The 22969-nt window shown below is 43.7% G+C and carries 16 protein-coding genes; 2 read left to right on the forward strand and 14 right to left on the reverse strand.

What is annotated here, in order from left to right; genetic code table 11:
• Window positions 1–52 precede the first annotated feature (52 nt).
• The 6 genes from U2P89_RS00640 to trmB all read right to left on the reverse strand — a co-directional run bounded on the left by U2P89_RS00640 (window position 53) and on the right by trmB (window position 6117).
• Window positions 53–3043: a tetratricopeptide repeat protein gene (locus U2P89_RS00640; RefSeq protein WP_091905938.1), complete on the reverse strand. Its 2991-nt coding sequence runs from the start codon at window positions 3041–3043 to the stop codon at window positions 53–55.
• Between the two features lie 8 nt (window positions 3044–3051).
• Window positions 3052–3366 carry a type II toxin-antitoxin system RelE/ParE family toxin gene (locus U2P89_RS00645; protein ID WP_091905936.1) on the reverse strand — a complete coding sequence of 105 codons (315 nt, stop codon included), beginning with the start codon at window positions 3364–3366 and terminating at the stop codon, window positions 3052–3054.
• A complete protein-coding gene (locus U2P89_RS00650; protein ID WP_322190351.1) occupies window positions 3354–3575 on the reverse strand; it encodes a hypothetical protein in 222 nt (73 codons plus the stop codon). The genes U2P89_RS00645 and U2P89_RS00650 overlap by 13 nt, the downstream gene beginning before the upstream one ends.
• Window positions 3572–4105 carry an NUDIX domain-containing protein gene (locus U2P89_RS00655; protein WP_091905932.1) on the reverse strand — a complete coding sequence of 178 codons (534 nt, stop codon included), beginning with the start codon at window positions 4103–4105 and terminating at the stop codon, window positions 3572–3574. The genes U2P89_RS00650 and U2P89_RS00655 overlap by 4 nt, the downstream gene beginning before the upstream one ends.
• A gap of 144 nt (window positions 4106–4249) precedes the next feature.
• Window positions 4250–5359, reverse strand: coding sequence for an Mrp/NBP35 family ATP-binding protein (locus tag U2P89_RS00660; RefSeq protein ID WP_091905930.1), 1110 nt, complete (start codon window positions 5357–5359; stop codon window positions 4250–4252).
• Between the two features lie 20 nt (window positions 5360–5379).
• Entirely contained in the window at window positions 5380–6117 is a 738-nt protein-coding gene (gene trmB, locus U2P89_RS00665) for a tRNA (guanosine(46)-N7)-methyltransferase TrmB (protein WP_091905928.1), read from the reverse strand.
• Between the two features lie 282 nt (window positions 6118–6399).
• On the opposite strand from trmB, the gene gdhA reads away from it, so the two are divergent.
• Complete coding sequence (gene gdhA, locus U2P89_RS00670; RefSeq protein ID WP_322190352.1) at window positions 6400–7737, forward strand: NADP-specific glutamate dehydrogenase; 1338 nt, start codon at window positions 6400–6402, stop codon at window positions 7735–7737.
• A gap of 94 nt (window positions 7738–7831) precedes the next feature.
• Here the strand turns inward: gdhA and U2P89_RS00675 are convergent, their stop codons facing one another.
• The 8 genes from U2P89_RS00675 to U2P89_RS00710 all read right to left on the reverse strand — a co-directional run bounded on the left by U2P89_RS00675 (window position 7832) and on the right by U2P89_RS00710 (window position 21494).
• Window positions 7832–9163 (reverse strand): DUF5121 domain-containing protein, encoded by a 1332-nt coding sequence (locus U2P89_RS00675; RefSeq protein WP_322190353.1) that lies wholly within the window; start codon window positions 9161–9163, stop codon window positions 7832–7834.
• An 18-nt stretch (window positions 9164–9181) separates the two neighbouring features.
• Window positions 9182–10699 (reverse strand): glycoside hydrolase family 30 protein, encoded by a 1518-nt coding sequence (locus tag U2P89_RS00680; RefSeq protein WP_091905923.1) that lies wholly within the window; start codon window positions 10697–10699, stop codon window positions 9182–9184.
• A 204-nt stretch (window positions 10700–10903) separates the two neighbouring features.
• Window positions 10904–12304: a hypothetical protein gene (locus U2P89_RS00685; protein WP_322190354.1), complete on the reverse strand. Its 1401-nt coding sequence runs from the start codon at window positions 12302–12304 to the stop codon at window positions 10904–10906.
• A 199-nt stretch (window positions 12305–12503) separates the two neighbouring features.
• Window positions 12504–14042, reverse strand: a complete 1539-nt coding sequence (locus tag U2P89_RS00690) for a RagB/SusD family nutrient uptake outer membrane protein (RefSeq protein ID WP_322190355.1) — start codon at window positions 14040–14042, stop codon at window positions 12504–12506.
• Between the two features lie 11 nt (window positions 14043–14053).
• Window positions 14054–17284 (reverse strand): TonB-dependent receptor, encoded by a 3231-nt coding sequence (locus U2P89_RS00695; RefSeq protein WP_322190356.1) that lies wholly within the window; start codon window positions 17282–17284, stop codon window positions 14054–14056.
• 168 nt (window positions 17285–17452) lie between these two features.
• Window positions 17453–18442: a FecR family protein gene (locus U2P89_RS00700; protein WP_091905915.1), complete on the reverse strand. Its 990-nt coding sequence runs from the start codon at window positions 18440–18442 to the stop codon at window positions 17453–17455.
• A gap of 97 nt (window positions 18443–18539) precedes the next feature.
• Window positions 18540–19076: an RNA polymerase sigma-70 factor gene (locus U2P89_RS00705; RefSeq protein WP_091905913.1), complete on the reverse strand. Its 537-nt coding sequence runs from the start codon at window positions 19074–19076 to the stop codon at window positions 18540–18542.
• A 570-nt stretch (window positions 19077–19646) separates the two neighbouring features.
• Window positions 19647–21494 (reverse strand): ChbG/HpnK family deacetylase, encoded by a 1848-nt coding sequence (locus U2P89_RS00710; protein WP_091905909.1) that lies wholly within the window; start codon window positions 21492–21494, stop codon window positions 19647–19649.
• Between the two features lie 416 nt (window positions 21495–21910).
• Between U2P89_RS00710 and U2P89_RS00715 the strand changes: the two genes are divergently transcribed.
• On the forward strand, window positions 21911–22969 hold the full coding sequence (locus tag U2P89_RS00715; RefSeq protein WP_313381710.1) for a class I fructose-bisphosphate aldolase: 1059 nt from the start codon (window positions 21911–21913) through the stop codon (window positions 22967–22969).

A 22969-nucleotide genomic window follows, 5' to 3' on the forward strand; every position in this document is an offset into this window, starting at 1 on the left:
ACGTCGATTTTCAATTCATAATTTTAGAATCTTGAAATCCTGAAATCAAATTTTAATTGTTGAGTCTCTCATTGATCATTTGTTGGATATCGGCTTCATCCCCTTTGTAGTTGGATTTCAGACTTTCTATATATTGTTTCGCCTGAAATTCATCCCCTTTGGCAAGATAGGTGTCCGATAGCACTATAAGTGCGCGGGCCATCCAGTATTGGTGAGGCGTACCTTTTTGCATGAACTCCTTGACTTGCGATTCGGCGCGGTCATATGATTTCCACCGATAATAAGTATCTGCAAGGATGAACTGCGCTTCCGCTCCATAAACACTGCGGGTATCGTTGGCTACAAATTGAAAATCAGCCATCGCATTGTCCGTTTCATTCGTTTGCAGGTATGCCTTTCCACGTAAATATCTGGCTTCAGTCACTGTTTCGGGTGAAAGGTTACTGTTGGAAAGTAGTTCGGTTGCAGCACGTGCTGCTTCATGATAACCTCCTAATTTTGACTGGGTGCGTACAACTCCCATTTGTCCCAACTGCTTGTTGGTGGCGTTCCGGGCTGAATTGGCCAGCCTGGAATAGTCGGCAAGCGCCTGACGGAAGTTTCCCTTCCCGTATTCCGTTTGTGCCGTATAGATAAGTGCGTTGTCAAGGAATTTTATATTGCCGGCATCAATTACTTTCCGAAAATGGGATAGTGCCAAATCCTGGTTCTTCCTTTCATCGGCAATCACTCCGAGATAGTAATGGGCATCACTGCTATATGCACCGTTGGGATAAGATTGGATATACTTTGTCATGGCTGATTCAGCATCTGCACGATTACCACGCATATAGACACTTTCAGCTGCCAGATAGGTGAGCGAGTCTTGTCTCGATGGTGTAATCCGCATTCCGCCCGGTAATGAATTGGCGTATTTCACATAGTTGTCGATATCGTTCATGTCACGATATACCGTCTCCAGGGAGATCAGCGCATTACGGGCGTCGTCCGAACCGGGGAAGTTGGAGATCACATTTTTGTAGGCAGTAATACTTTGTTGATAATTACCCGTATTGTAATATAATTGTCCTAACTGAACGCCTCCCTGGCTGGCAAGGGGACTTTTGGGAAAATCATTTACGAGCCGTTGCAGTACGGCAATGGCTTCGCTTTCCCGGTTGAGCATGGTGAGTGCCCGGCTTTTTTCATACAGGGCATCATCAAAGTATTGGGAATTAGGGTGATTGCGCATCAGGTTGTCCAATGCGGTGATCTTTCCCTGATAGTTACGTTGTAATCCCATCACAAATGCCCGCTGGTAGGCGGCGTAGTCGGCGGAAGAAGGGTTGATATCCGCTGCCTGTGCATAGAAACGTTCCGCTTCGTTAAAATTACGGTTAAAATAGTAGCTATCACCTATACGGTTGAGTGCATCGGCATATTCAGGCCGGTTCCTTGTTTTCTCTGCCGAAATGTATTGCTGAAAAGCATTGACTGCCTGATTGTACTGTTGTTGCTTGAAGAGTGCGTATCCCAGGTTGTACCATCCGAGGGAGTAATTTTCGTCCGTAGGGGTGGCGTTTTGGGTGAATTGCCTGAAATCGCTGGCAGCATTGCTGTAGTTACCTATCCGGTAATATGTCTCGCCTCGCCAGAAATAAGCATTGTTACGGGCTTTGGCATCCTGATTTCCCAGGCTGATGCTGTTGTTGAAATGCTGTGTCGCTTCATTCATGTTGCCATTGATAAAGGCCTGTGCTCCCAGTTGGAAGAGTATCATCTGTTTGGCTTCGAGTATCCTGCGTCCCGGGTTGCTGATCCGGTTGATAGCATTCAGGGCAGCATTATAATCTTTGGTCGTAAGGAAAGTCTCGGCCAGAATATCGTTTACCTGATTTTTATGAGGTGAATCAGGGAATTCTTTGAGAAAATTCTCAAACAGGGTGATGGACTCACTGAAGACTGAGAAGTTGGTTTCGTGGGCCAGCAATGCGTAGTTAAACATAGCCGTTTCACGTACCTGAGGATTGAAATTATTCCGCGAAGCCGCTTCGAAAGCCATTTGGGCTGATTGTTTCTGGTTCAACCGTAAATAGGTTTGCCCCAATTGCAGTTGTGCATTTTGAGTGAGTTCATCCGGTTCTCCTACCGCCTGCTGGAACATCTGCACAGCCTTGCTATAATTGCCGGTTTCGAAATAGGATAATCCAAGGAAATATGCATCACCCCTGAGTGGCCTGTCTACGCCTGAAAGATATCTCTCGTAATAGGATACCGCCCTGGAGGCTTGTCCCAGCCTGTAATAACTGTTGCCGAGAACTCTGTATGCTTCGGTAAGGTGTTCGCTTGCCGGATATCTCTGCACGAACGCTTCCGACAAGCTGACCGCTTCTTCTATTTTACCGTCGAAAAAAGTTGCCTGGGCTGTATAGAAAGCAACTTCCTCACTGTATTCAGGATGATTTTGCAATCGTTCAAAACGACGCAATGCTTCCGCATAATTTCCACTGGAGTATTCGATATATCCAAGATAAAAGGCGGCTGCATCCCGATATTTGTTACTGTTTTGAGAGAGTAACCCAAATAGGCGGGTAGCTTCCTCTTTGTTTCCTAATTGTAATTGGGTGTAAGCTGACCGGAAACTGTAATCTTCCTGTTCCGAAAGGGTGAGGTAATCGAGATCCGCCTGATTGAATCGTTCTCCGGCAGCCTGCCACTCTTTCTTATCGAAATGATACGAGCCGATCAGGAAATTGACTTGGTCGCGGTGGATGGTTTCAGGATGTGCGTCGAGAAATGCTTCCAGGGTATTTCCACTGTTCCCGTCACCGCGATGGAATGAAGAGACAGCCATCATATAGGCTGCTTCCTCACTCAAATAAGTATCGTCGCTCCCGGCAACGAACTTTTTCAGTAATTGCTCCGCACCTTCCCAATTTCCCCCAAGAAACATCTCTTTACCACGGTTGAACAGTTGTTCAGGCTGGGTGTGGTATGCCGTCCTTTGAGCTATGGAAACCTGTGCTATAAGGGCAAGGATAAACAGAAAGATGATTTTCTTCATATTTTGGATTATTTATTTTCTCGTAATAATTTTAATAATTTTCGTGGGTTTTGCCGGTTATCCCAAAATGCCATAATAAGAATTCGAGAGTTTTCAATTTTGTATAAAATGCTGTAATGTTTGATGGGTAATATTCTAATATCTTGAAATTCTGTCTTTTTTCCAATAAATGGATAACTTTTCAACAAAAGAATACGTTCTTTTATTTCTATATTCAACTTTATAGAATACTCATTACTCTTGTTTCGATTATTCCAATACCGAAAAACAAGATTACGTTGTAAAATCGCTGTTTGAGTCCAAAAAACTTTTAATAAAGCCATGCTTTGTCTATCTCTTCCAATTCTTCTTCCGAAAGGATATTACCGTATGCAACATCCTTTTCACTCATGATCAACATCTCTTTTTGTTCAGGAGAAAAATTTATTACATTTTCCTCTGATTCCGATATGTTGATAAGTTGTAAATCAGCAAGATTACGAAGTAGCTCTTCTGCTCTTGGATTTAAAATATCTATTTTAACTGTTTTCATATTTTGTCTTTTATTTCTCGTAATAATTTTTCAACTCCTTTGCGGATAGATACTAACCCGAAATCGGCCGGATTGAGTCTGTCCAACGCGATAAATTGCAACTCTGAAACATCGTCTTGTGCTGTTAAATAATTGAATTTATTTACTCTACACTTGAAGAAGATATCCACAGTATGTACTTCAAACCCCGAATATAGATAAATATTCGGAATAGAGAACAGATATTGCGATGAATTTACCGACAAACCCGTTTCTTCCCTTATCTCCCGGCTCACCGCCTCTTCCGCCGTTTCATGCATATCTACAAAACCACCCGGAAGATCCAGAGTATCTTTCGCAGGATCTTTTGCCCTGCGGGCGACTAATATTTCTCCCTTACTGTTCTCGATGACGGCCACCACGGCAGCCGAAGAGTTGAAGTAGTATATAAAACCGCAATCAGAGCATTTCTTTGATTTTTCGTTGTGTTCGATAAATTGCTTTGAACCGCATTTCGGGCAAAACTGGAATTGCTGTAGGGGATGCTTCATATGAATGTGACTGATGTGCCAATATAACTAATGAGACTAATGAGATTAATGAAGAAATAAGAAGTTAGAGTTGATCTGATTTTTTCACTCTTCATTTTTTAGTAATTGGTAATTGGTCATTAGTAATTAGTAATTTATAATTAACTACTTTCTGGTGACTTCTACGATCTGTGTTCTGGGTTGTTCCCGGTTTCGTTTGTCGACTGCTGCAATCAAGTTATCAGCCAGTGTGGAGAAAGCCATGCCGGTGATACTGTTTTGCTGCAATGCTACCGGTTGGCCGTCATCGCCACCTTCACGAATGCTCTGGACAATTGGTATCTGTCCCAATAGAACGTAACCCTGCTCTTCCGCCAATCGTTTACAACCCTCTTTCCCGAAGATATAATACTTATTCTCCGGCAGTTCCGCAGGTGTGAACCATGCCATATTTTCCACTAAACCCAGAATAGGTACATTCACCTTATCTCCTGTAAACATGCTGATCCCCTTACGTGCGTCTGCCAGTGCCACCTCCTGGGGAGTACTTACGATCACTGCACCGGTAATGGGAAGTGTCTGTACCAGGGTCAGGTGGATATCGCTTGTCCCCGGCGGAAAATCAATCAGGAAATAATCCAGCTCTCCCCAATCGGCATCGCCGATCAGTTGTTTCAATGCATTGCCTGCCATTGCTCCACGCCAGACCACAGCATCTTCTTTCTTGACAAAGAACCCTATGGAAAGCATTTTTATTCCATAGTTTTCGATCGGAACAATGAGGTCACGGCCATCTTTTTTCTCCAAAGCCGGCCCTTCATCTTCCACCCCGAGCATTTTAGGGACTGACGGGCCGAAGATATCGGCATCGAGCAATCCTACCTTATATCCTTTTTGTGCCAAGGCCACCGCGAGATTGGTGCATACGGTGCTTTTGCCTACTCCGCCTTTCCCCGAAGCCACTGCAATAATATTTTTTACTCCCGGCAGTAGTTCAGGGAGTTCCGGACGAGGAGGTTGTTTTGACTTGACAGAGATATTACCCTGTATCTCGATATTTTTGTCGGCATACATCAGGATAGCCTGCTCTGCCATTTTCACGACCGATTTAATAAACGGATCATTTACTTTTTCAGTGATGAGCGAGAAGCTCACTTTCATACCTTCGATTCGGATGTCGTCGGCTACCATGCCGGCAGAAACAATGTCTTGCCCCGTTCCCGGGTAGCGCACATTCTTGAGTGCGTCGATGATTAATTGTGGATATATAGCCATAATATTGATTTTTATCACATCTATATGCGGGCATCGCGACCAAAGCTGCGATACTCGTCTTTTTCTATTTCTACGTTCGGCTCTGTCCAATTGTGATTTTTCGGACAGAGAAAGCGGATATATTTGATGTTTAAACCACGTGAGAGCCACTGTTGTTCATAGAACGTGCGGATTTCGAGGATATCCCCATTCAATCCGGAGTTGTAGAGATCTTCTGTATCAAAGAAGGTTTCAATCCGGTTTTCCGCTATCATTGCTTTGGTATATCGGTAAAGGAAATTACTGTCGGTTTTCAGATGGATGATGCCTCCCTCTTTCAGCATCCTGCTATATTGCTCCATAAACCGGGTGGCTGTGAGCCGTTTGTTGGTTTTCTTCATCTGGGGATCAGGAAAAGTGATCCATATCTCTGATACTTCATCCTGAGCAAAGAAGTGGTTGATAAGTTCGATACGTGTCCGGAGAAAAGCTGCATTTGTCAAACCTTCTTCCAGCGCCTGGGAGGCACCGGTCCACATTCGTGCACCTTTGATATCGATCCCGATAAAGTTCTTCTCCGGGAATTTACGTGCCAGTCCGACTGTATATTCTCCTTTACCGCAACCCAGTTCAAGTACGACAGGATTGGTGTTGCCAAAATAAGTATGCCATTTTCCTTTGAAAGGAAACCCTTCTTCCTTTAACGTATCGAAGGTATATTGAAACACGTTCTCGTAAGTGGCCATATCGGCAAATTTGGCCAGTTTATTCTTTGCCATCTCAATAGTAGATCAGAAATTCATCACAAAAATAGGCATTTAACCGTTAACATCCGAATGTTTTTTGAATTGCAATAGTGCATAAAGTGTCTGGGTGGTTAGGTGGATGAGTGGTTAGGTGGTGCCTGAGTGGGAGAGTGTCCCAAATTTTGAAATCTTGAATTACAAATCGACGCAGTCAAATCCTAAATTCTGAATCTAAAATCCTAAATTAAATAGTATCAATATTCCAAATTATTCTATACCTTTGTCAGATTGAATTCCTAAATAAACCTTATAAATATGAGAGTGAATGACATTATGACACAGCTCGAGGCAAAACACCCGGGTGAGTCTGAGTATCTTCAAGCCGTAAGAGAAGTGTTGGTCTCGATTGAAGACGTGTACAACCAACATCCTGAGTTTGAAAAGGCGGGCATTATCGAACGGATAGTGGAACCCGACCGTGTGTTTACTTTCCGTGTCCCATGGGTGGACGACAACGGAAAAGTACATGTGAATATCGGTTACCGGGTACAATTCAACGGAGCCATAGGCCCCTATAAAGGGGGGATTAGGTTCCATTCCTCGGTCACCTTGTCTTCCCTGAAATTTCTGGGATTTGAGCAGACTTTTAAAAACGCGTTGACTACTCTTCCGATGGGAGGTGGCAAAGGTGGATCTGATTTCTCTCCCAAAGGCCGTTCCCAGGCGGAGATCATGCGTTTCTGCCAGGCCTTTGTGATGGAGTTGTGGCGGAATATCGGCCCCGATACCGATGTGCCGGCCGGAGATATTGGCGTTGGTGGACGTGAAGTGGGCTATATGTTCGGTATGTACAAGAAGTTGGCCCGCGAACATACGGGAACCTTTACAGGAAAGGGAATGTCATTCGGAGGCTCGAGACTTCGCCCGGAAGCTACCGGATTTGGAGCACTCTATTTTGTGCAGAAGATGTGCGAGGCACACAATATCGATCTCAAAGGAAAGACCGTAGCTGTTTCCGGTTTTGGAAACGTGGCATGGGGTGCAACCATAAAAGCTACTGAGTTGGGCGCCAAAGTGGTGGCGATCTCAGGACCCGATGGTTATATCTATGATCCGGATGGTGTGAATACTCCTGAAAAGATCGACTATATGCTTGAATTGCGTAACTCCGGAAATGATGTGGTAGCACCTTATGCCGAGGAATTCCCGAGGGCAACCTTCTATCCCGGAAGGAAACCATGGGAACTCAAAGTCGATATCGCTTTGCCTTGTGCTATTCAGAACGAATTGAACCTGGAAGATGCCATGCGCTTGAAAGAGAACGGAGTATTGCTCGTCGCAGAGGTCTCTAATATGGGTTGTACCGCCGAAGCGGTGGATTTCTTCCTGGAGAATGAGATACTTTTTGCTCCCGGGAAAGCCGTCAATGCGGGCGGTGTGGCCTGTTCGGGTCTGGAAATGACGCAAAATGCCATGCATATTTCCTGGAGCAACGAAGAAGTTGACAGATGGTTGCACCAGATCATGAGTGATATTCATGAACAATGTGTGATGCACGGTAAAAACGGGCAATATATCAACTACGTAAAAGGAGCCAATATCGCCGGTTTCATGAAAGTGGCCGATGCCATGATGGCCCAAGGGGTAATATAAATAAAAAACATGGGGCGCATCCCGTATTTCGGTATGTTGCCCCATGTCCGATTGTTAACCAATCTCTCTACTTCTTAACTTGACTTTTCCAATATCACTTCTCTTCTACTGTCAATACCGCATTATTTATCCCTCCGGATACATCTACAGTAAATACATAAGTTTTACCGGCCGTCAACGTTTTGCCCTCGATAATACCCAGGTTGCCGTTATCCCGGCCATTGGTTCCGTTACCGACAAATACAATGTCGCTTTCGCTGGTAAGCGATTGACTTCCAAATTCTCCTCCCCAGTCTTTCTGGTGGAAGAATTTGAAGTTTATGGCATCCACACTTACGGTTTCACCCCCAACTACGGTCACCTGATACTTTTTATCGCCTACAGGAGCCATACACAATGCCTTTGGCGGATTCCATCCTACATGATTGGTTGTGTATGAAGGCTTACCAATGTTATCACCGATAATCCAGATCGCACCGGTTCCGTCGGGTTGAAGTGTAGCCAGGTTACTGCCGGCGAGCACTTCCACTTTCAGGTAGTTAAGCGGTAGGTTGGCTGTTACCCGGTACCTGCCACTGATGGGGACGAAAGTCATTTTGTCTTCGTCTTGTGCAAAGAAATCGGGGTCTACCCACCAATTGGTCAATCCTTCAAAAGTAATTTCTTCTCCTTGAGTCAGATCAATATCCAACTGGTAATTGTCCTTGTCGACCATATTCATCTTTTGACCATTGAGTATCACTTCGAAGAATGGTGATGCTTCAAGTGTCCTTGTGTTGAATGTGACAGAGTAGGTACCACCCTCCGGGCTGACGAACGGTATATTGTTTGATGTGCCTTCGGCGATGCCTCCTTGTCCATCATCCCATCCAAAAAGAATTTCACGTCCTTTGCCATCCAAAACCGGCGTTTTTATATAAGCGGGTAATTCGGTTGTCGGAAAAGCTGAAGAGGCTGCATACTCATTGGGTTGTCCTGTCGGTACCATGGGATAAGAGGCATCGGTGGTTACCAGGATGAGGTAGGGGTAGGGAGCGCGGGTAACCGGCACATCGAATGTCTGGGTCGCTTTCTTCATCGTGGTATTCACCAAAATAAATTCCAATGTAGCAGTTCCGTCGGGAATATTTTTCCCGTAAGGGACTTCTATACTTCCTGCATATTGACCGTTCTCTTTCGTACGTATGGTTGTTTTAGACACTTCCTCTTCTCCGAAATACAATATGGCTGTCAACGTAGATAAGGGTACATTGTCATTGACCGTCACTTCGAACGGCAGAACATCTCCAAAATGCACATCGGCAAATTGATTTTCTATCTGCATAGTGGGATTCCCTTCCTGTTGGGGTTCTACTACCTCATTGGAGCATGAGGCCAGTGTAAGGGAAACAATGAATGCAAACATCCAATATTTTATTTTTTTCATGTTCATACTTGTTATTTATTATTTTTTCCATCGATAAGAGATAACTGATTTAGCCGGTACTTCATAGGCGAAGTGATGAGACCCGTCGTCGAGTGTAATCATCCTGTTTGCCGAAGTACTATTGAGCAACACTACGGCGTATGTGCCGTCGGGGTTTTCAAATGCAGAATAGTAGAAACCGGATTCCGAAAAACCCGATGTGCCGATACGTACTGCTCCAGGCTTTACCACCGATGAAAGGTGTCCGACTATATAGTAATGTGAATTACGGGTGATGGTTGAATAGTTGGAACGGTCTATATCGACAGCACCGTAACAGGTTTGGCAACCACCATCGCGATTGGGGCCGCGATCGGTATCGAGCATCAGATTCCACACGATGACACCCTTGCACCAGTTGTTTACAGTACCCAGTGCCACTTCCCTCATATCATCGATCAGTCGGACTTCCAGATTACGGCCGTCGTTCCATGTGCCGATGGATGTTTCGGTAAATACCAGTTCCTTGTCCGGCCGTGACTGATGGATAAAGTTCAGCTCCTCCTTATTCCCTCCATAATTATGATAGGCCGCGCCGGTAATAAATTCAGCCGCTGCCGCATCTTCATATATCTTCAGCGGATATTGTCCCTGATCGGCATTCTCCGGCTTATTGCGGTCGTAATCATAATTATGGTCGTAGATATATATCCTGGTGTTTAACCCTGCAGTTTCCATTTTAGGACCTAACGCGGTTTTTACAAAATCACGCTGTTCCTGCCACGTCATATACAGCGAAGCGGAATTCCCCCTGTTGAGCGGTTCATTCTGCGGTGTTACCGAATAGATTTTTATTCCCTGTGCCTCGAAAGCCTGGATCCACTTTACAAAATAATCGGCATAATCAGCATAATATGCCGGGTTGAGCTGACCGCTGGTCCACGAGTTGAACGGTTGCAGGTCGGTGAGATTATTTACTTTCATCCACCGGGGAGGAGTCCACGGTGAACCCATGATCTTTATATCGGGATTGATAGCCAGGATCTCTTTCAGGATAGGAATCACATAATCCGTCTCTTCAGAGGTTAGGGCAAAATTCTCCAACCCGGGCGTGTCACAACAGGTGTATTCACTCAACGAGAAATCGGAACAGCCGATAGATATCCTGATATAACTTTGTCCCATACCTTCTGTTGTAGAGAATGTTTCCTTCAGGAATTTGGTGCGGTTCTCCTGCGTCATTTGCATCAGGTTATAACAGGTAGATCCTGTTACGGCGGCCCCGAAACCGTCCATGGTCTGGTAACGCGTACCGGGCTCCAGCTTGAGGGTTGTCGGCGACATATTGTCCTTTGTGCTGAAATCGACCGTCTGTTTTTTGAAATCCTGGGAACGGGTGTTGGTGGTGATATACATCGTTACATCGCCTACTACCGGTGGTTCCGGCGGGGGAGTGGTACCCCCGTTATCTTCTTTTTCGACATCGCTGCAGTATGACAGGCAGCATAACGCCAGTATCAGTAGTGTTGTCATTTTTAAATTAAATATTAACTTCATACGATTATATTTTAGAAAGTGAAAAATTAAAAATGAAAAGTGAAAAATGAAATTTCATTCTTCGCATTATTCATAAAATTAATCACATTTAACTACGTTTCACTCCGTTGAACGTTGTTTGTCTCATTGGCATATTAACTACACTCCGTTCCGTTGAACGTTGTTTGATTAATTGGCACTACTTGTCCCGATTTATCGGGATTATTACAGTATTACCTTTTCAATATGTACTGTGTTGTCATTCAGGTTAATAGTGAACCTGTAGTTGGCGGATTCTATCACCGGATCATTCTCTCCGTTCGGGATATCCCAGTTATTGCTGCCGGAAATGATCTGTTCGCCGGTAAAAGTAAATCCACCTGCTTGCTTTTCATTCCCCCAACCGGTATTTTCAAACGGTTTGAAGCTTGCATAATGGTCGTGGTCACCCGGCGTATAGAATGTTCCCTGATACACGCCATCTTCGATCTGACGCAGTAACACATAGTTCATAACATGTCCGAATCCCCAATCGGTATGGGTTCTGCCTTTCCCCGGATATACCGAAGCAATTTGTTCGGAAGTGATATTTGTTGGATACCCCAATCCCCAGCCGCAAGCCAGAAGATAATCAGGATACGAAGGATTCTCTACACCCACGAAAGTGTTCTTACGGACAGGATTATAATAAATGGTATATTCCCCTGTTTTTCCTAAGAAAGTAACCTTATCAGCAGCTGTACGTCCGAAGAAATCCGGATTAAATAGATTTCTTGTTTCAGCCAGTACTCCGAATACCGAATAGGTCTTACCATTCTCCAGTGTACGTTTAAGCACAAGGAAAGATTCGCCGTTGATATCCTGTGGGGTGAAAAGGCTTAATGCCAGGTCTTCCGCGCCGAGAGTACTTCCCGTTGTTGCTACGGAAAATCCATAATGGTCGAAGATGAGTTCTTTTGTATAATCAGCCGATGGGGCATACACAAAAGCCGATTCGCCGGTCTCGTTGATCATCGCTATCCTTCCGTTCACATTTCCATATACATCTCCTGTATAATCAATCGTATTGTCGGCATTGAGTTTTTCCGCTATCCTGAACTGAAATGAACTGTCGAAAGTCAGTTCTCCGGCCTGGTATTTATTTTTATCTGAGGCCTGAGGCTCCAGAATGGCTATACCTCCATTGTCAGTAACCAGATAAAGTTGCTGGTAAACCGGACGGTTCCCGGTCAGACCCGTGACCTGAGTTGATGCGAATCCTTTCAAAATATTCCGTGCAACCAGGTTGACCTGTACTTCTGAATTATCGGCCTGATTATTCAGCAGCGGCACAAAGATTGCATGAGAGACTTCGTACGAGTCGCCTCCGATGGGTATTTCCCCTGACGAAATAACCCGGTTTTCGGAAACTATTTCATAAACCAACGTGGTAAGGGTGGTAGCCGGATCGGTTATTTTTGCCGTAAGCGTAACAGAATCGCCGAACGTAAAGGAGGACGGACTCATACCTGCCGACTCAAATACCGGGGTTGATTCTTTTCGGGGACCGTATTCATCATCATTACACGATATAAGCAACAATGAAATTATTCCGGTCATGAATAATATTTTATGTATCAAGTTCATATGGCTGTTTTTTTATTATTGTATGGAACAATTTTAGAACCAAGACTTTATAAATGAAAAATTAAAAGTGAAAAATTGAATTCGTTATCTTGTTTATCGTGCGAAGCACACTATCATTTTTCCACATTGGATCATTCGTAAATTAGTCTTTATTTTTTGTTCTTGAGTCTTGACTCCTGGTTCTTGGCTCTTTGTTCTTTTAATATCCCGGATTCTGAATAAGGTTCGGATTCTGATCGATCACGTCCTGTGGAATAGGCAAAATATATGACAGGCTTGTATAAGGATATACCTGTGCCGGACGTCCTTCATCTTTATCAAATACAGCATTCATCACCTCTTCCACTTTATCGAGACGAACCAGGTCGAACCAGCGTTGTCCCTCCAACGCCAGCTCAAGACGACGCTCTTTCAGATAAGCGGTGAGAATGGCTTCTTTGCTTGCCGACGCCGAAGCGGGTAAATTATTCAACCCCGCCCGCCGGCGTGTCTGATTGATGATCTGCGCTGCGCCGCTGTAATCGCCTTTTCCGATCAACGCCTCCGCTTTGAGCAGGAGAAGATCGGCATACCGCATTTTGATGATGCTGTTATAAGCGCTACGGCATTTGTACATAAAAGCATAATTATTAGCCGGATAATAGATGCTCCAATCGCACTGATAAAATACAACAGTCTGGTTATAGCGTTTATCACCCTGTTCGCTGTTAAAAGCCCTGATCAGGTCGCGGGATGGCGTGATCCATTTTGCCCAGGTGAACGCTTCCGTCCAGTTATTCAATGGACGACCGAACATCCAGGTGACCCAACTGCCACTTCCCGTAAAAAATTGTGCTTCGAAGATGCTTTCCCTGGTGTTACGCGCTTTTGCATCTATTGCCATGTTTTGTTGTGACGGAGGAAGGTTCGGGTCTGCCAGCACCACTTCAAACAGATCACTGTAATCATCGACCAGCGCAAAACCGTCGGCTGCAAGCTGATCAACGTACTGTATGACCTTATCGTAATCACGTAACGGTTTTTCGGCATAGACCTTCGCCAGCAATGCACGGGCCACGGATTTCGAAAACTGTGTCTTATCAGCCGGATTATTATCGGGAGCATATTGCAATCCTTCCAACAGGTCTTCCTCAATCTGTTGATAGATCGTGAGGGCATCCGTTTGAGGCGGAAAATAAGCGGGATATACTTCGGCAATGGTTTCGGAAGTAATATCCCCCGCTATGGTAGTGATCAGAGGAACATTTCCCCATATTCTTACCATATCGAAATAAATCATGGCCCTCAGTATTTTGGCTTCAGCCTTGTATTGGATTCTTTCTGCTTCGGTCAACGCCGGATCGGGTACTTTGTCGATGTTGACGATCATCCTGTTTGCATGGGCTATGTTTGTCATATGGCCGTTCCAGTCGCGTCTCATGTTTGTGTTCGATCCTTCGATGGAGTTCACCTCAAACGGCGTTGTTTCGGCATTAGGCGCACCGGCATACGCATTATCGGAATGCGATTCGGCAAGCAGCAACATATCGAGGTACCAGTGTTCCTGCCCGTTTTTGAACAGGTTCAACAGCGTTTGCCTGTGGGACAGCAATGCCGCTTTGTCTTTAAATACGATCCTTACACTGTCGGTCTCCACACCTTCGGTTACATCCGAATAGATGCCTACCGGATCATAATCCAGCGAGCAGGAAGCCAGTAAACAAGCGAAAAGGATGGATAAAATATATTTTGTCTTCATTCTTTTATGATTTAAAATTCAAGATTCACTCCAAAAACAAATGTTTTACTATGGGGATAGGTCCCCCAGTCAATACCTTGTACGGCACCGTTATTGCCCCATTGATTCACTTCAGGGTCCATACCCTTGTATTTGGTGAGTGTCAGCAGGTTGTTGGCTGTTATATAAGGTTGGAGACGTGAGATGCCGGCCCTTTCCAGGATACTCCCTTTAAAACTGTATGACAATGTGATATCTTTTACCCTGAGATAACTTCCATCTTCCACGAAGTAGGTCGAAGGTTGGAGGTTAAAGCGTGCCCTGGGCACGTCGGTAATCTGTCCCGGCGTACGCCATCGTCTCAATACCTCTACCGATTGGTTTTTTAAATCATGCATCCCTTGCGTATCACCTTTTGAAGCGTTAAAGATATCATTTCCCTGTGATCCCTGGATAAATATATTCAGCCTGAAACCTTTATAGGAGAAAGAATTGGTCAATCCGTAAGTGAATAACGGATTGGGATCCCCAATATAGGTTTGATCCGTAGCAGAGATTCTTCCGTCTTCATTTATATCGCGGTACATTAAGTCTCCGGTTTCAGGATCTACCCCGTCGCTGATATATCCCCAGAAACCTCCTAAGGGACGTCCCGGTTCGTTGCGTACGATGTATGTCTGATGAAAAGCGTCGGTGGTTTGGGCAGCTTTATAAATTTTCTGCAGTTCAAGACTTTTTAAGTTGTTCCTGTTAAATGAAATATTGAAATCGGTATCCCAGGTAAATGTTCCGGTCATATTACGCGAGTTCACAGAGAACTCAAAACCGCGGTTTGTCATTACACCTTCGTTCCTTACAATGGAGGTTATCTCTCCTCCTCCGGCCGGAACTTCAACATACATCAGCATATCGGTTGTATGCTTGTAATAGTAATCCATGCCGATGGTGAGCCGGTTTTTTAACAACGTTGCATCCAGACCGATATTGGTTTGTGATGTTGTTTCCCATGTAAGGTCAGCCGTACGCAGATTTTCCGGAATAATCCCCGGCACAGCATTTGCTTTGCCATCTTCAAACCAGGGCTCCCGGCGAATAATATACCGCTGCAGATAGGCGTAATCACCGACACCGGACTGGTTACCCGTTTGTCCCCAACCGCCTCTTATCTTCAGGTCGTCAATCCAGCTAAGATCTTTCATGAAGTCTTCTGATGATAAGCGCCATGCACCGGAAAACGACGGGAAATATCCCCATCGGTGGTCGGGATGCAGTTTGGATGATCCGTCGCCACGAATATTGAAAGTAAAGAGGTATTTACTGTCGTAATTATAGGAAACTCGTCCGAATCCCGACATAATAGCCCATTCAGATGCTTCCGATCTTGTACTGTTCCAGTCGATTTTATTCGCTGCATTGAGTGTATGGATATGACCATCCTTGAAATGGGATCCGCTGATATAACTTTTCGACCATTTGGAATCGGTCCATGATGTACCGGCCATACCTTCAAAATTGTGCTTTTCTGCGAAGGTTTTTTTATAGGTCAGTACATTATCGAATACCAGCAATGTATTCATTGCACGGTTATCCCACGCATTTCCCCAATCATCCCTGCCCGGACCGTGTGAAGGAGGGGTGAACCCGGTTTCCTTACCATTGCGACGGTCCAATGTGAATGATGTTTTCAAAACCAGTTCCGGCATGAAAGTGATGGTTGTGTTACCGGAAGCGATCAAACGGTTTTCGTTATTCTTATTGTTTTTACCGTTTTCTATCTCTTCGATGGGATTGGCAATGTTCTGTCCGTAGAAAAGACGGTTATACAATCCGGTCTCTTCATTCCGGATGGTAGCGGCAGTAGGGAGATTTACCACAGCTAACACCACTCCTCCACGATTGGATCCTTGCCCGGTGGTAACGCCATTACTTGTGTTGTCGGAGTAAGATAAGTTTAATCCGAAACGTAGCCAATTGCGTACCTGGCTCTCCACATTGCTGCGTAGATTGAACCTGCGGAAAAATGCAGAACTCAATATGCCTTGTTCATCGAGGTATCCTCCTGATACGAAATAGCGCAACCTGTCGTTTCCATCGGATACCTGTAGTTGATAGTTCTGTGTGATTCCGGTGCCATACACCTCCTTGAACCAGTCTGTCTGGTCGGTGGTTCCCTCTGGGATGGTGCCGGGACGGATCTCATCGATCAATTCCTTGTATTGTGCGGCATTTAATGATTGAATGGGATTACTTACCCGGCTCATCCCATACTGTATATTTGCAGCAACCTTTGCCCCCGCTGTCGCCTGTTTGGTTGTGACCAGCACTACGCCATTCGCTGCACGCGAACCGTAAATGGCCGCCGACGAGGCATCTTTCAAAATCTGCATATCGGCAATATCCATAGGAGACAGGAAATTAAGATTGTCAACAGGCACACCGTCCACCACGTACAGCGGGTCATTGCTGCCGTTAAAAGAGGTTGTTCCGCGTACACGTATAACCATCTCTCCTCCGGGTGTACCGCTGGGACGATATACATTCACACCCGCCGCCTTGCCTTGTATGGCCTGGGCGGCAGAGGTGATCGGCCGTTCATCGAGGTCTTTCAGTGAGACCGAGGAGACGGCGGTCGTAATATCGCCTCTTCTTACCGTGCCGTAACCGATTACTATTAATTCCTCGAGTGTTTGTAAATCTTCCTGTAAAACAATATTGAAAGTGCTTCTTCCGGCGGTATTAATTTCCTGTGACAGATAACCTATATATGAAATATGAAGCACCGCGTTGTTTTCAACGTTCAATGTGAAATTACCATCGATATCCGTAACAGTCCCATTTGTAGTTCCTTTTTCCACTACATTGGCACCTATTACCGGCTCGTTGTTCCCGTCGATAATTGTTCCGCTTATCTGTCTTTGACTGATTTGACTGATTTGTCTCTCCGGGACAATCACTATGTAATTGTCTTTCAGTTGATATGAAAACCCCGTACCCTTCAGTATCTGGGTCAGCACATCCTCTATTGGCTGATTGTTGATGTTTAAATCAAGACTCTTTTGATTCTTCAGCTGTGATTCGTTGTAGGCTACGAACATTTTCGACTGTTTTTCAATTGCCTGTAACGCTTCTATAACCGAAATATTGTTTTGTTTTATGGTTATTAGGGCATTGTTCTGGGCAAACAAAAATGTCTGCGAAGCAATAAAACAGACGAAAAAGATAAAAAATCGGGTTTTTGCCTTTTTCACGTAAAAAAATTTCATAACTTTAGTATTTATTTCTTAGTGTTAGATTAGAAATTTGACTTATTCTTCAAGAGTATAACTCTAACGCTTATTTTGCCGGAATAGAGGTGCCACTTTATTCCGGTTTTTTTTATTATGATGTATCCATATAAAGTAAATTAAAAATTAAAAACTACAAATAGCTTATTACAAAGGTAATATGTAACATTTATCATCTTCTATGCGGTATCTTATGTGTCCCGATACTTCTGCAATGATATCCATCACTTCCTGCAATGAAGTTTTATCCTTGAAACGGAAGGTGTATTTGTCATCTTTTAAGGTATTCAGGGCATAAACGAATGAGTAGGGGTATTTTCGTTCCAGCACGGTGATGATCTCTCTCAGGCTTGTCGACTTAAATACAAGTTCACCTTTTTGCCATGCCGTTGCATCATATAGATCGGGATGGCTGATCGTTTCTTCTTTCGTTTGCCTGTTATACGTAAATTGCTCACTCGGTTTTAATATCAGGGCTGAAGCCAGGTTATTGAACCTGACCTCCACGCTTCCTGAAAGCAGAATAGCTGAAAGGGTCGAATCACCGGGGTATGCCTTCATGTTGAATTCTGTTCCCAGTGCCGTTACCTGAAAATCGTTGGATTTTACAATGAAAGGCTGTTTCTCATTTTTCGCTACTTTGAAATTTGCTTCCCCGAGCAGATAAACACTTCTGCTTTCCCCGGTGAACTGTTCCGGATAGAGCAAGGTAGTGGTGGAGTTCATTTGTACCTCAGTCCCGTCGGGTAAGGTCAGACGGGTCATTTCAGCGACCGGTACATACTGCTCTATAAGGTCGGCGTTCACCAGAGTTTTATTGGAAGGGAAATATAGTGCTGAAAGCAGGGCGATTAGCAGAACAGCAGCCGATACCTGCCAGAAACGGAGAAATCTGACATTGGTCCCGCGTTGGCGTTGTTTTATCTTTTTTTGGACATCATGTAATGATTGTTGAGTTTGAGTTGAAGTTTCTGCAGGAGTGCCTTCCTTCAAGTTATCCCACAAACCGTACAGCGCCTTTTCTTTTTCCACGGAGAATTTTTCTCCGATAAGCCACCGATAAAATTCATCTTGCGAAGAAGTTGAAACATCGGATTTTACAAATAATTCGATAATCTTGTTAAAATAGTTTTCCATCTCGTGTGTCCATCTACTAAAAGCGGTCTTTCTCAATAAGCCGGCTATATTTGGTTTGTCTATTATATATTAGATACAATCGAGACTGGAGTACTACTTAAAATTTTATGAAAAAAATTGCAATAAGAAAAAGTTTTTTGAGATCCTTTAAGACCAAATAGATGTGTTGTTCTACTGTTCGCACCGACAAATTCAATCTTTCTGCAATTTCGTTATTGCTCAAATTTTCAAAACGACTCATCTCAAATATTTGCCTGCGCTTGTCGGGCAACTGTTCCAGTGATAATCTCAATAATAGCTGTAACTCTTGAACGTATATCTCATTAAGAGGGTCTTTAAATTCGGTTATCTCCTCCAAAGAATGCTGGTTCATCCGGGAGTTTATATATTTCGATTCTATATTTTTCCGTTTAATGCGATTAAAAATATGGTTCTTAACCATCGTATACAGATAGTTTCTCACAAGATTTCCTTCCCATAAATCAGGTTGTTCCCATAATTTTACAAAGATATCCTGTGCTATGTCCTCAGCTTCCTGTTCCGATTTAAGAAGAATGGCGGCAAACGTTCTGACTTTCGGAAAATACTGAATGAATATTTCTTCAAACTCCCTCCTGTATGATTCAGTATTCATGGAATATATTCAAATTTAGACTATTTTTTATGCTTGCTTGACAAAACCATTCGATTTCATCAGACATTTTGAGTCGCCTTTGCTCCTCGATTTCCAATTCTCGCAACAACATATTCAAGAAAACTTAGTTGTTTTCTACGCTCAACAGAGTAAAAACAAGTTTTTTCTCTGTGTTCGCTTAACGAAAACATTCCAAGTGAGCTTGTCTTCTGTTCGTATTGCTTAACGAAAATGTTCAATTTCATTAGGCGTTTTCTCGCAATGGCATAATCCAAGCAAGCTTGTCTTCTACTCATATTGCTTAACGAAAACGTTCATTTATCTCAATCATTCATTCACTCACAACCTGATAGTCTTCCATGAGGTCTACACTATCAAAATCAAAAGTACCCCTCGCGGCAAAGATAGTATTATTCAATCGAAATTTATTTGTAAGTCCTTGCCCTTTGTGTCCTTGCCCATAGAAAATGCATCAACGAGTACGTATCAACATATGGCATAATCAAAACGTTTTTCATCGGAGACTTGTTCTCAAGTACGTGTTATTCGACAATCATCCGGGAAAGTTTACTATTTTATTGCAGGTAATAGATATTCCCATATAAGATTAAGTTCTGCCTGCATATCGCCAATATTGGCCGTTGTGACAATAACAGCTTCTTTTTCAGGAAGAACAAGAATAAATTGTCCGTTTGCCCCATCAGCACGATAGCCGTTATGCCGGCTACGCCACATTTGATAGCCATATCCCTGTAGCCAGTCACTCTCATCCGGTTTTATTTTCAGATCTTCTTTTTTTATGCCTGCAGGAAGCGATGCTATATGCGAAGTGGTGGCTTCGACAATCCATGATTCGGGAAGCAGTTGCTCTCCCTTCCATTTCCCTTTCTGTAAGAAAAACTGACCGAGTTTCGCCATATCTTCGGTTTTGACATACAACCCCCAACCACCGATGTTTATCCCTTGCGGACATTCTTCCCATCTGGCTCCTACTATTCCCAATGGACGGAATAAACGGGGATACAGATAATCGATCAGTTTCTCACCTGTCACCTTTTGTATTATGGCTGAAAGCATATAGGTGGCTAAACTGTTATAGCTGAATTGTGTTCCCGGCTTCTCTGTAATGGGTTCAGCCAGAAATGCTTCAACCCAGTCGTCATTATTCCGTGTTTTTTCTCTTACAGCATTGGGATCATGCCCTACGGACATTGTCAATAGATGCTTTATTTCCAGATCTTTTAAATTTTGGCTTATATCGGAAGGCAACTTGTCAGGGAAGAATGATATTACCTTGTCAGTCACATTGAGTTTGCCTTCCGAGACAGCAAAACCAATAGCTGTGGCTGTATAGGTCTTGCTTACGGAGTTCATTATATGGGGTTTATTGGCTGCATGCTCTCCTAGCCAATGTTCTGCAACAACTTTTCCATTCCTGAGAATCATAATGCTATGTAAATCCTGCCCGCTTTTCTTTACAGCATCCAGATAATTCTGGATACCTTTTGCCGAAACCTTTTCTGCTTCCGGAGTACTGCGGGGAAGTGCTTTCGTGAGATCATTATAAGTGATCAGTTCTATCCCTTTTTCTTTGATCGTTTGTTTAACTTTTTCACTGGTTAATATATCTGTGACTCCCTGACGGTCTTCTGCCACCCATTCATAACCAATATGTCCGACGGTTTTCATTTCATCGTTATCCAATGCCGGATGATCAACGAATATGTAATTCTTTCCTGCTTCGAGTTTGTTCAGCATACTGACAAAACCTGCTTCCTTTTTATCCGTTTCATTAGAACCGTCATACCAGACAGAAGTGGCATTGTATTTCTGTCTTAAATCGTCGCTCTCAACAAATGTCAGATTATATTCCCGGGCTAACTTATGAGTCAATTCAAGTACTTTTGGGTCAAAGCGCAAAGCGCCCATGTGTCCGGAAAGATGGCTTGCCTGGGGTATATTTTTTAGCGTCAGCTCTATTTGTGCCCTGAATTCTTTTTCTATCTCATCTATATCCCATTTATTTTCAAGAATGGATTGACCGGGATAAGCATTATGAGGGTTTATCATGGGGTAAAAATAGCCGTTCTCATCTGTCAGGCTTGGACAATAAGTCAACGGACGCCATTTAATGTTTTCCCATTCACTGGTAATAGCCAGATGTATGCCGACATCAATACCTTGATTTTCGTTCAGCATACGGGCTGCTTCCGGAAACCATGCAGTGACAGGCATAACTTCGACAACGGTCTGAATACCCTTTTTATATGCTTCAATACATGCAACATTCACAGAATGGAACGCTCCCATATCATCGGAACGCACAATTAAACGCGGTTTTTCCTGAGAGAAGAGAGTGATCGTGGTGACTGAAAATAGGGTGAAGAAGAATATCCCTTTTATTGATAATGGTTTCATACGATTATTTTATTTTTTTCATTATGGTGTATGACAATTGAGCGAAGCGAAATCACCGACTTCATTAATATCCGGAGGCAACTTGCAATATTGACTATGTCGATTACTTCGTAATTCATGTTTCTTGGGTGTGAACAATTATCATGCTCGTTTCATATGATTCTCATGCATGTTTCTTAAGTGGTATATTTATTACGAATGGCACAAAGATAATGGTTCTTTTTTAAATTGGATTTACATTTTCAACTAAGATTAACGGATATCGGCTTTCACTAAGTGTAACCATTTATTTATCGAAGTACCCTATAATATCTTGTGGGTAGTAGTGTGATAACAAAAGTAAAAAATCGAACCAATCCCTCTACCATTTGTTTGACATGTATTAGATTATTATCCACAATTAATTCATTCATATTATGGCACATTCTACTATAATACAACTGCTGGGAAACCAAAGTGATTATCTCCTGAACCATGTGAGCAAAACCGTTGAGAAGTCAATGATTCATCCTACCGGACCGGATGTTATTGAAAGGTTATGGATTGATTCCGACCGGAATATTCCGACTTTGAATAATCTCCAGCGTCTGTTTGGGCATGGACGTCTGGCGAATACCGGCTACTTGTCGATATTGCCTGTAGATCAGGGAATTGAACATACGGCAGGTGCTTCTTTTGCACCCAATCCTATTTATTTCGATCCGGAAAATATTGTGAAACTGGCACTTGAAGCCGATTGTAATGCTGTAGCATCCACTTTCGGAGTATTGGCTTCTGTAGCCAGAAAGTATGCACACAAGATCCCTTTTGTGGTTAAAATGAATCACAATGAACTGTTGACTTATCCGAATTCCTATAATCAGATTCCTTTCGGTACTGTAAAAGAGGCCTGGAACTTAGGTGCTGCCGCGATAGGAGCAACTATTTACTTCGGGTCGGAAGAGAGTCGCCGTCAGATTGTAGAGGTGGCTGAAGCGTTTGAATACGCACATGAGTTAGGGATGGGCACTATTTTGTGGTGTTATCTCCGTAATAACGCTTTTAAGAAAGAGGGAGTGGATTATCATAGTGCAGCCGACCTCACCGGTCAGGCCGATCATCTCGGTGTGACGATCAAGGCGGATATCATCAAGCAAAAGTTGCCGACCAATAATGGAGGCTTTACGGCCATTAAATTCGGGAAGACAAATCCCGGCATGTATGACCAATTGAGTTCCCAACACCCGATAGACCTTTGCCGGTATCAGGTGATCAACGGTTATATGGGACGGATAGGACTGATCAACTCAGGAGGGGAATCACGTGGCGAGAGTGATCTTGCAGAAGCGGTTTATACCGCGGTAGTGAACAAACGCGCCGGAGGAATAGGGCTTATCGCCGGTCGTAAAGCTTTCCAAAAGCCAATGAAAGATGGTGTGGAACTGATCCATGCCATTCAGGATGTTTATCTTGATAAAGGAATCACCCTGGCTTAG

This window comes from Proteiniphilum sp. (assembly GCF_034331125.1).
Lineage (GTDB): Bacteria > Bacteroidota > Bacteroidia > Bacteroidales > Dysgonomonadaceae > Proteiniphilum > Proteiniphilum saccharofermentans.